This window comes from Streptomyces sp. STR69, from assembly GCF_024519455.1.
Lineage (GTDB): Bacteria > Actinomycetota > Actinomycetes > Streptomycetales > Streptomycetaceae > Streptomyces.
On the sequence record NZ_JALJRY010000052.1, the window covers coordinates 21532 to 34095 of the forward strand.

Sequence of the window (12564 nt, forward strand, 5' to 3'; positions counted from 1 at the left end):
GATGACCATCCACGCGACGCCCCAGCTGAACAACCTCCTGTTCGTGCTCATCGGCGAGAAGCTCCTCCAGGCCGACGAGGACATGGCCTACGCCAACGGCAAGCCGTACGAGCGGCTGGGCCGGCGTATGCGTGACCTCTCGGACCTGATCGAGCAGACCGCCGGAGGGGTCGGGCGCGCGCTGCCGCCGCAGGTCGGGAACAACTATGTGCGGGCGATGCACATGTTCCTCGACACCGACGGCGTCAACTACCTGAAGGAATTCGCCGACCAGCTCGACGGCATCGGGCAGTCCCGCACCAAGTCCTCCATGGACATCATGGAGTCCAAGTGGCAGATCATCGCCGAACTGGTGCGCCTGCTCATCGAGTTGATGGTCATCGCGGTGCTGTCCGCCTTCACGGGCGGCTCCGCCTCCAGCCAGGCCGCGGTGGCGAAGGCTCGCAGCAGGGTCGCCATCCTCACGCTGATGGACTGGCTGCTGAAGAAGACGCATCTGCTGCCGAGCCTCACCGAGGCGATCGAAGAGGCGTTCACCACCTTCGCGGTACGGCTGGCCATGATGCTGGGCGCGCCCAAGGGCCGCCGTCCCAACAGCTTCGACTGGTCGCAGATCGTCCAGGACGGTGTCTTCGGCGCCTTCACCGGCCTGTTCCACGGCCTGCTCACCGACCTCGGCAAGGGTCTGAAGAAGAGCCTGAAGAACATCTTCGGCGGTCACAACCCGTTCAAGGACATCAGCGGCAACGGGGCGAAGTTCAACAAGAAGTTCGACAACCCCGACATCAACACCAAGCCCAAACCGAAGCCGACCCCCACGCCGAACCCGAAGACCACGCCCACCCCGACACCGAACCCGCACCTCACGCCGACCCCGACGCCCACACCGAAGCCGAAGACCTTCGGCGACAAGCTGAAGCACGAACTCGGCGAGGACTTCGAGCACTTCGTCACCGAAGGCGGTGCGGAGACGCTCGGCGAGATCGCCACGGCGTCCATCTTCGGCTTCCCCATCGACCCCCTGAACACCTTCCTGGGCAGCGGGCTCAGCTCGGTCAGCGAACGCCATCTGGGGCAGGGCGCGGGCGCGTTGGGCAGCAAGTTCAACTTCAACACCCCGGTGCCGGTGAACACCCTGGGCACCGCGAACATCCCGAACGAGTCCGACTCCGACACGGACACCGGCTCCTCGAAGAACAACCCGTCGTCGAACCCGTCCACCACCGACGACAACCCGACCGCCACGACGGGCCCCGGCTCCGTCAACACGACCTCGAACAACGGCAGTTCCTCGACGGTCAACACCCCCCAGCGCACCTCCACGAACACCGCACCGCCGCGCTCCACCGACCTCGACACGGACCTCACCGACACCGACACCCACCTCGACGAGGTGAAGGTCGACGGGGGAGACCCGCAGAGCAACATCCCGCACACCACGACGAGTTCGTCCGGTGGCAGCGGTTCTTCGTCCAGTACGCCCACGAGGACACCGGAACAGGTCGATGCGGGCGGTACCGACGGGGCGCAGGAGACCGGTCAGCAGGGTGACACCGGTCAGCAGGGCGACACCTCGGACCCCTCAACTCCGGTGTCATCGACGGACGTTCCGGTCGCGCCGGTCGCGAGTGGGCCCAACACCGGCGTCGTGCCGCCGAGTACGAGCACGGGCCCGAGCACAGGTACGAACACGAACACGACCGGGTCCGGTGTGCCCACCCAGAGCGGTACGAACTCGGGTAACCCGGCGTCCGGTTCCGGTACGTCCTCGAACTCCGGTGGCAACCCGCGTACGACGACAACGGGGCGCCCGGAGAACACGACGTCCGACGGCAACGGCACCACCAGTACCGCCGACGGCACGGACACCACGCACGGAATCGACTCCACCTCCTCCGATTCCGGCGTCGACAGCAACAGCGGTCCGGACACGACGACCAGCACCGGTACCGATACGACCACCAGCACCGATCCCACCCCCGGCGACACCCACACCGACACCGGCACCGACCTCCCCACGCCGGTCACCACCACCAGCAACAGCGCGCCGCCCACGACCAGTTCGGTGCCGGACAGCGATCCCGCGGCGGAGACGGCCCCGCAGTCCCACTCCGGTACCGTCACTCCGCCGCCGGAGCCCGTGCACACCTCCTCGGATCTCTCGTCCGACCCGGTGCCGGACAACACGCCCGCCCCCGCCCCCGCCCCGGAACCCGTGGTTCTCACTCCCTCCGTGTCGCCCAACACGGCCCCGGAACCCGGCAGTTACGCGGACTCGCGGGCCGGGGCGACGCCCTCGGAGCGCAGCCACACCTGGGTCGATCCGGTCTCCCGGCCGCTCGGGGCGGACGGTACGCGGACCCAGTACGTCGTGCGGGCCGGTTTCGCCGTGCGGCGGTTCAGCCACGGCGGTGAGCCGGTCACCGATCTCACCGTCACCTACCGGCTCACCGGCAACCCTGTGCTGGGGCCACAGGTCGACGGCGTCCAGCAGCGGCTGACGGACGGTGTGCAGCGGGTGTTCAACACCCCGGGCCACCGGCTGGGGGACGGGAGCCGGCTGCACGTCACCGTCGTGCCGGCCGCTCCCGGTGAGACGGCGCATCTCGACGTCACGCTCACCGACCCGGCGGACGGCACCCAGGCCACCCATCACTCATGGCCGGCCGACATCTCCGACTCCGACCTGGCCCACGAGGTCGGCCACCAACTCGGACTCCGCGACGAAAGCGGCTTCGACTCGTCCGCCCCGCACCGCGGCGGTACGGCCAGTCTCATGGGCGACCCGACGCTGTTCACGCCCGCGTCGGACCCGGCGTACCCGTCCGGTGGGCTGAGGCCCCGTCACCTCGCGCTGATCGGCACGCTGGTCGGCGACCCCGCCGACGACCACCGGGGCACCGGTGCCGGTCCGCGGGGACCGGTCAAGGGTGCGTTGGGCGCGGACCCGCCCGCCCCGCCCACCACCTCTACCGTCGACGCGGCCCACACCGTACCGACCCCGGTGGCCACCATGTCCACGCCCCTGACGGCGTCCCAGGACACGGACGCGCTGGACACCGATCCGACGCACACCGATCCGACGCACACCGAACCGACGGAGACCGAGACCGTCCCCGCGGTCCTGCCGGTTCCGGACATCACCCTGACCACTCCGGAGGGCGACACCACCACGCCGACCGAGGTGATGGCCGGCGGTGGACGCCCTACCTCCTACCTGGGTGGCTACGGGCAGCGGCACGACGGCCAGGTGGGTCTGGTCATGATGGAGCCGTTCTCGCCGGACCTGGTCGACGGGCTGCACCGTCAGGTGCTCACCGCGCTCGGCAGGCCGAACCCGGGCCCGGACGACGCCGTGCACGCGCAACTCCGGGACGTGCTGTCGGAGCGGCAGTTGACGCAGAACATGCCGTATCTGCGCAGCCTGGGCGGTCACCGGATCGTGTTGGACGTCGACGGCGTCCGCCGGGAGGTGGACGTACGGCTGACGCTCGACAACAGGCGGCCGTCCGCGCGGCAGGGCGCGCTCGACACGAGCGATCCCGACAAGCATGTGGAGCGGCGCGGGCAGGGCACCCGGGAGATCGTCTCCGCGCAGCCGTCCGGCACGTTCTCGACGCTTCCGGTGCCGTGGACCCTCTCGGTGCCGGTCGGGGCGGCGGGCGCGGTCCGCGGGGTGGACATCGCGCTGTCCGCGACCATCACCCACAACCAGGCGGACGGCTCCTCCACCGTCACCCAGGTCGTGCAGACCACCAGCGCCCAGCGCAGCAACGAGCCGTCCCGCGCCTACGACTTCACCGACAACTGGCAGGTGCGCGTCGACGCGCCGGCCGCGATCACGGACGTAGGCGATACGGACGTAACGGACGCAACTGACGGAACCGATACGGCAGTTGTCGTCGCGGACCCCGATCCCGTGCACGACTGGAGTCCGGCCGAGCAGCACGGGTCGGTCACCGTCTGGTTCCCGCAGCACCTCGTGGACGCCGACCGGGATCACGGGCAGGCACTGCCCGTGCCCGCCGAACTCCGGCAACTGCCCATCTACGGCGTGGACTCGGTGCTGAATCCGCGGCGGTTGTACGAGGGTGCCGCGGAGAATTTCCGGGACGACCTGGACGAGGAGTCGTCGGCCCAACTCGCGGATTTCCTGGGCGAACCGATCCTGCGGGGCACGCTGCCGATGCAGGTCGAGGGCGGGCTGTACTCGCCGGTGCTCACCGACGCGCACGGACGTGCGGTCGGCATGATGCGGCTGGACGCGCGGGTCACCCGGAACACCCCGGTGGCGAAGAGCCTCGACAAGAAGATCAACCTTGAGAGCCATGTCGTCAACGTGGTCAAGAACGACCAGAACACGACGTTCAACAGCGGGGTGACCCTCGCCGGCAGTATCGGCCCGACCTTCACGACCGACCATCGCGCGGGGCACCCGGACGCCTCCCACGGCATCGGCGGCACCGTCAACGCCAAGGGCACCGCCTCCCTCGCCGCGCAGAACGCGTTCGGGACCAGTTCCGTCGCGGGCACGATGCACGCGGTCCGCACCAACCGCAGCCATCTGCTGACCGAGGCCGACGTCGAGTACACCCTCACCCTGATCCGGCCCGACGGCACCATCTCCACCTACACGCCCGGGAGTTGGACCCACGCGCTCGATCTGCGGGTGCTCAGCGACGCGGACGCCCGGGGCCACGCACCGACGCCGGACGAGGTCCGCGCGCTGCCGCACGAGCTGGCGACACTGGAGTCGATCGGACAGTCCACCGCGCCGCTCGGTGTGGACGGTGCGGAGACGCTGTTCGCGGACGCGGAGACCTGGCTGCGGGACAACGGCTTCCTGCCCCCGGCGCCACCGGCGGAGGGAACCGCGCCGCAGCGGAGCCGACTGCCCGACGAGAAGCTCGTGCAGGCCCAGTTGAACAATCTGCGGCGGCTGCGGGAGCTGCGTTCCCCGCTCGGGCTGCGCGCGGCGACGGACTCCATGGTGGACGGCGGCCACTCGCTGTTCCTGGAGATCCCCGCGATCACCGGGCGCCGCCGGGTACGGCTGGAACTGGGCGCCCAGCACATCGCGGGCGAGCAGCCGACGCACCGCACGGTGCTGCCCGACATCCAGGTCATGGGCCTGGCGCAGGGCGGGGGCGGCGGCACCGCGCGGCTCGGCAACACCTACGGCGGCGGCCTCGGTGTCGGCGGCGGGCTCAACGGGCCCACCCCGCACGGGGGCACCTGGACCCTGAGCGGTACCGGCGACTACCAGTACGTCGGCCAGGCCACACTCGGCAACACCACTGGCAGCACGCTCGGCCACGACCAGTTCTTCATCGCCAGCGGGCAGGACACCCACGAGTTCGCGATACCGGCCCGCATCACGCTCGACCTGTACGAGGGCCCGGGCCAGGAACCGGTGACCCGGTTCGGCGAGGCGCTGCCCGGGCCACGCCCCGCGGACGACGTGGAGGCCGCCGGCGCGCCGGGTGTCGCGGGCACGGTCCGGCTGGCCGTACCGCACGGGCGGACCGTGGACGCCGCGGAGCCCGCGCCGGCCGGTGAGCCGTACACCGTGCGTCAGGTCCGGCCGCAGGACACCGCGCGGCTGGCCATGACGGTCACGGGCGACGACGGGCAGCCGCACCCGCACCCGGACGTGGTCCGTGTCCCGGACGACGCGCTGATCGACGTGGTGCGCGGTTCGGCGGCGCTGCAGGACGCCTTCCGCCAGATCGTCACCGGAGCCCATGCCCGTCCCGACGCCGGTGACGGCAACGGCACCGCTCCCGCCGTTCCACCCGGACGGGTCTCCCGGCTGGTGGGCGATGTCACCGGGTTCCTGAGCAGTTCGCTGGTCGGCAGTCCGTTCGCCGACACCACCACGGTGAGCGCCGAGTCCCGGACCACCGCGCTCTCGCCCGGTGCGCTGATCGGCCGGGGACACCAGATCTTCAGCGGCACCTATGTGGTGGAGGGACTGACGCTGCCCGGGCTCGGTGCCGACGGCCAGCTCGCGATCGAGATCGAGGCCGTCGCCCACACGCCCCGCCACACACAGAGCGTGAACCAGTACCTGGAGACCGGCATCTCCGCCGCCGACACGGCGCAGCAGCTCAAGGGCCTCAGCAAGACACACCAGTTCGGCCTCGGCGGCTCGGCCACCCAGAACAACCCGCCGGCCCCCGCCCCCGTGGACGGGCAGCCCGCCACCCCGGCACCCACGCCGTCCCGCTTCAACCCGTCGGGCCGCTACCAGTACGACCGCAAGAGCGACAAGCCCGACACCCTCACCAGCACCACCGCCACCAACCGGACACCCACCCAGTCCGGCCTCCAGCACCGGATCACGGCCGACGTCACCTACGTGATCACCGTACGGTCCGGACACCGCAACGTGTTCGCCAACTCCCTCGGGTTCGGGCCCGGAGAGACCGTCAGGCTCGCCGTGGACGTGCCGCGCGGACTCCAGTTCCTGATGACGGAAAGTCAACTCCGGCGTGACGCACGGTGGATGGGCGCCGTCACCCCGCAACTGCCCGCCCCGTCCACGATCGGACAGACGAGCCCGCCACTGCCCGAGCGCTACGTCCGCGACGGCACCCTCGGCCTGGCCACCGTCAACTCGGTCACCGAACTCTCCGACCCGGGGACCGGCCCGACGCCGACCCCGCAGGCCGAGCAGCGCTCCCGACTCCAGAACGACGTACGGCAGTTGGTGGACCGGTACGCCCCCGGCGTGACCACCCCCGGCCACGCCTCCTACCTGCCCGGCGTCGCCGCGCTGATCGCCGACAACACCGGTGTCGCCGGGAAACGCGCACTGATCGGGCGCGGCGGAGGACAGGCCAGGTTCAGTTTCCGGCACCACCGGTTCGGCGGTTCGGCGCTCGTCGAGGTGACGTTCTCGGCACGCCCCACGAGCAACCGCGCGGGCCGGGGCGGTATCCGGGGCACCGCGGTGCCGGGCGACAAGTCCGGTATCGAGCAGTGGGGTTCGCACACGGCGGACGGCCGCTCGCTCTCCCTCTCGGACAGCCGGCAGCACCGCTTCGCCTTCAACCCGACGGCCCGCTTCACCCGCCCCGACGCCGACGAGCGCACGGACCGCCTCGGCCCCTCCGCGAGCCTGGCCACCTCCTCCAGCAAGGTCGCCAAGCAGGGACGCACCGCCGAGGACCGGTACTGGCTGCGCACCGACAGCGCCGCCGACTTCGACGACCTGGACTACGAGTTGGTCGCCACGGTCCGCTCCACGATGGTCGTCGACTGGCCGCCCAACGTGCTGGGCGCGCTGGTGCAGCGCGGGGTCATCGCCTGGGACGACGCCGACGCGCCGACCCGCTCCTGGCTGAGCCGCACGCTCACCGGCGAACTCGGCGGCCAGGTACGGGTACCGGCCCGGGTGAGCCTGCGCTTCACCGGCAGCGAGACGAACGGCCGACCCGCGCTGCCCCCGCCCCCGCCGCCCTCGCTGTCCCGGGTCGACCCCCGCCAACTGACCGACGGAACCTCCGCGTTGAGAGACGCGGACCTGTTCCACCCGACCGGCAACGTCCCGGTCTACGGCTTCGACGCCTGGAGCCAGCTGTACACCGCCCTCGACCAGGTGGCCCCGACCACCGGCAGCGGCTGGCGCTCCCTGCCGGCCTCGACCTCCGACGAGAACGCGTCGGTACGGCTCGGCGAACTCATCCAGGCCGGCACGCTCTCCCTGGACACGCCCCGTCAGGTCGGTGGCATGCTGCCGACGATGCCGGGCGCGTTCCCGTTCCGCGACGCCCCGGACCAACGGCCCACCCTCACCGTCTCGTTGTACCGGCCGAGGGTGGTCACCGACGGCGGCGACGTGACCCTCGACCGGCTGCGGATCAGCTCGGAGAACAGCAGCACGGTCTCCGGCGGCGACACCACCACCGGGCTGTCCCTGCCGTTCGTCGCGAGCGCCGACGACCCCGACCGCAACCTCCTCGGCGCGACCCCGCCGCTGCTCCAACGGCCCGTGCACGCAAGCAACTTCGGCAGCGCCGTCTCCGGCGGGCGCCGCGACTGGCTCAAGACCGGCAGCACCAGCCTGCCCGCCGACGGCCGCGGCACCCGCAGCTACGAGGTCCGCGCCGACGTCCACATCGAGGTCTCCGGCCCCGACGGCGTCCGCCATGTCACCGGTACGGCCACGATCCGCGTCGAGGAGCGCGACGCCCTCGGCCACGGCATCACCGACCCCCGTCCGGTACCCCACGTCTACGACCTCCCCGCCCTGCTCACCGAGGGCACCGGGACCCAACCGGAGAACTGGGCGACGACACCGCTGCGGGACGTGGTGCCCGCCCTGACCAGGGGCGTCGACCGCACGGACCAGGGATACCAGTTCTGGGTGGCCACCGGCCCCGATCCGGACGGCTCCCGCCTGACCCTCGCCCTCTACGGCGCCTCGCGGGTGGCCCGGGCCCACGGCCACCCGGTGGAACTGGTCACCCGGGGCCCCGAGGGCCTGCGCATCTGGTCCTTCGACCCGGACGGCACGCTCACCGGGCCGGGGACGGCGGATGCCGCACCGGGCTCCACCACCGGAGTCGCGGCCCTGGACCAGGCATGGACGGACTTCGAGAACGCCGCCGCCGTGTTCGACCGGGCCGAGCACGACCACGCCGCGGCGCTCCACGACGAGGAACTGCAGCGGGGCCTGCGAGGCGACGCGCAGGTCGCCCTGGACGAGGCAGCCGCCGAACTGAGGGACGCGGCGGCCGAGGCCGATCTGACCGACACGGCCGCGACCACCGCCGAGCAGCAGGCGGACCAGGCCGAACAGCACCTCCACGATCTCACCGGCCGCATCGGCACCCTGGTCGGCGGGATCTCCGACGCCCGCGGCACGATCGGCCCGCTCCGCGACGCGATCTCCACGGGCGAGCGCGCGGAGATACGTCTCACCGCCCAGCTCAAGACCGCCCGCCGCGGCCTGACCGACCTCACCACCCGCGCCGCCGCGGCCCCGACGCCGACGGCCTCCGGCACGGGCGGCACGGAGAACGCCCCGGTGCCGGGCGGTCCGCTCGCTACTGATGGCACGGTCGGCACGGACGGCGCTACGACGGTCGACGGCACGACGCCGGATACGGTCACGCAGGACGCGGCGACGGATGCGGCGACGCAGGAACCGACCGCGCCCGACACGGTCGTAGGACCGCCGGTCGGAGACGACACCGCCGCCCCCGCCCCCGCAGTGGACCCCCGTCTCCAGCAGCAGATCGACGAAGTCACCGCCCAGGTCGGCAAGTTGGACGCCGATCGCGCAGAGGTGCGGGCCGGACTGGTGCGGGATCGTGCCGCGCTCAAGGACACCGAGGCCGGGCTGGCGCGGGACGAGGACACCCTGCGGGAGGCGCGGGCGCAGCTCCCGGGCGTCCGGGACACGGCCGGTACCCTGCGCACGGAGGCCGACACGGCTCGCGGGCGCGCCCAGGACGCGGCCCGGGCCCACGAGGACACACGCGAGACCCACGATCAGGCGGAGCAGGTGCTCCGCGAGATCGACGACCGGATCGGCAACGCCCTCGGCAGGCGCGACGACGCCGCGGCCCGCCGGACGGCGGCGGAGACGGCGCTGCCCATGGCGACCGGCCCGGTGCTGGCCGCCGGCCCCTCGACGCTCCCCACCTCACACTCGACGCTGGCCTCCGTCGCCCCGCGCTGGCCGGGCTCGGGCCGCCCCCGCACGGCGGGCCCGTCCACCGGCAACACACCGCCCGCCGGTGACACGCGCCCCGCCGGTGACGGGGACATCGCCGCCAACGGGAACGAGACCACGGGGGGCGACGCACTTTCGGCCGAGACCACCACCGATCCGATCACCGATCCGGTCACCGATCCGGTCATTACGGACCCGATCATCGCCACCACCTCCGAACAGGACAGCGCGTTCGACGCCCTGGTCGGCAGCACCGCCACGTTCGGGATCCTCGGCGGCAACTCGGGTGAGGGCAGCGGCAGTACGTCCGCCGACCTGCACAGCGCACCGGCGGACACGGACACCCTCACCCCGGCCAAAACCGAAGCCAAGGGCAAGGGCAAGGCCCAGGACGACACGGACCACACGGACCACACGGACCACACATCGCCCCACCGCATCGCGTCCCAGCCCCCGGCCTTCCAAAGGCGGCGGGCCCGAGGGAACGCGGTCGACACCCGCGGCGACGGCCGTTGCATGCTCTACACGTTCATCGGCACCGACCCGCAGCGGGTCCGCGACACCCTTCCCGGACTGCGCAACGAGGCCCCGGAGACCTACGACTGGCTCAGCCGGCCGAGCCAAGTCCGCGCCGGACTGGACGAGTTCACCCACTGGGAGGCGGGGACCTCCCCGATGCCCCAGGCTGGCCACCATCTGATGATCGCGGCGGACCGGCTGCGCACCCTCGCCGATCAACGGCTGTTCGAGGCGCGCAGCACGCGCCCGTTGCCGCGCGAGGTGGTGGTCCAGGTACGGCAGGCGCTCGTGGGTTGGTTCGCGAAGCGCACGGCGACCATGAGCCGACCCGAACTCCTCAACACCCTCGGCGAGTACGGCATCGAAGGGGTGACGGCGCCGGAGCAGCTGGACGATCTCAACACGCGGTACATCGAGGCGCTGAGCGCGGACAGCGCGTCCGGCCCGGCGCAGCCCGGCGTCCGGGACATGTTCGCGTATCTGCGCGACACCGGTCGGCTGCCCACCTTGGACGACCTCTCCGACGCACAGCTCCGCACGCTGCTCGGGGACGGTTACACCGAGAGCGCCGCACAGTTCACCGACGACGAACTGGCCCACGCGGTGGACGCCGTCGAGAACTGGTCCCAGAGATACGAGAGCGACCAGGCCGAGTTGTTCCTCCCGCTGCTGGCGGACACCCTGGACCTGGCCGTGGAGGTACTGCGGCCGGGTCCGGCGGCCAACACCGCCACCGTCACCCTCATGGGACCGGCCACCGCCACCCGGGTCATCGAGGTCCACTACACCAACCTCAACCACTACAGCGCGACCGACGCCGACATCCTCATCGTCGACCCGACAGCCCCCACCGACGGCGACACGCCGGCCATCACTCCGTCGAACGCGCCCCGGGGTCCGGAGGACGCCAACAGCGTTCAGCCGAGCGGCCGTTACCGTCCCGCGCCGACCCGCGATGCCGCCGCCGACCGGCCCGCGTCCCGTGTCGCCGACCCTGCCCCCAAGGACACCTGGTTCGGGCTGCGTGCGTATGCCCGTCCTGCGGTGCACAGCACGGAGCGGTTCGATCCGCACGCGGACCAGTCCGGCCCGCCGCGCCCGGGGGTGCTCAGCGGTGCGACGACGCTTGTGCGTACGAGTGTCCGTCGTATCCAGGCGCCCAACGGTCAGTGGGTCCGGGACTACACGCTCAACCTCCCGGTCGCCACGACCGATCCGGCCCACACTGCTCAACTCCAGGAGCGCATCACGCGTTTGCTGGACACGCATCTCAACTCCGGCTTGGCGTTGCCGAGTTCAGGTGACCAGCTGCACGTCACCCTCAATCTGATCGACGACCCGTCCCACCCCGAGGCGATCACCCTTACCGACACCACCGATCCGGCCCGCGCCGATCAACTCCACCTGGACCTGGGCCACTCCGACGCGGACCTCCTCCACGAAGCCCTGCACTATCTCGGCCTGCCGGACGAGCAGCGCGACAACGACTTCCTGTTGCGCAACCACCCCAACAGCACCACCGTCCGCACCACCGGTCTGATGGCCGACACCCAGGCCCCGGTGCACATTCCCCGCCGCTACCTCCGCACCATCGAGAACGTCACCTCCGCGGGCCCTCAACTCCACGACCACACAGGCCAGTTCGAGGGCGGTCCTGTCCAGGACCCCGACACCACCCCCATCCCCGCGGACAGCGCTCTCACCTGGCCCACCTCCAACGCCCCGGCAGTCCCACCGCCCCCGCGGGTCCAACACCCGTCGACGTATGTGACGTCCTACGGCTCGCTCCCGGACGGCACGGTCGGGTTGGTGTACGCGGAGCCGTTCTCCGACGAGGTGATCGACGGGTTGCACGGTCAGGTCTACGAGGTGCTCGGGTATTCCGATGACGTGCCCGAGTCGGTGCGTGAGCAGGTGCGGGACGTGTTGAGCCGGGAGAGCCTCGCGCTTCAACTGCCGTATCTGCGCTCGAACGGCGGGTATCGCGTCACCGTCCGGGTGGACGGGCGTGATCGTACGGTCGACGTGCAGTTGACGTTGTCCGAGGCCCGGGAGTCGTTGCGGCAGGGGCGTTTCGACACGCGGGACCCGGACAAGCATGTCGAGCGGCGTGGGTTCGGGACGCGGGAGAACTTCTCCAGTCAGCCGTCGGGGACGTATCGGACCTTCCAGGTGCCGTGGACCGGTTCGTGGCCGATCGCGGCGCCGCTCGCGGTGCGGGCGGTGGACGCGTCGGTCACGGTCTCCCTCACGCACAACCAGGCCAGCGACGCGACGACCGTCACGCAGGCCGTTCAGACGACCTCGGCGCAGCGCTCCAACGAGCCTTCCGATCCAGTGGAGTTCACGACCCACTGGCG

The 12564-nt window shown here is 71.4% G+C and carries 1 pseudogene; it reads left to right on the plus strand.

The features are described from left to right. Position 1: 1 nt before the first annotated feature. Positions 2-12564 (plus strand): annotated as a pseudogene (locus OC490_RS47665) (hypothetical protein); the annotation flags it as partial.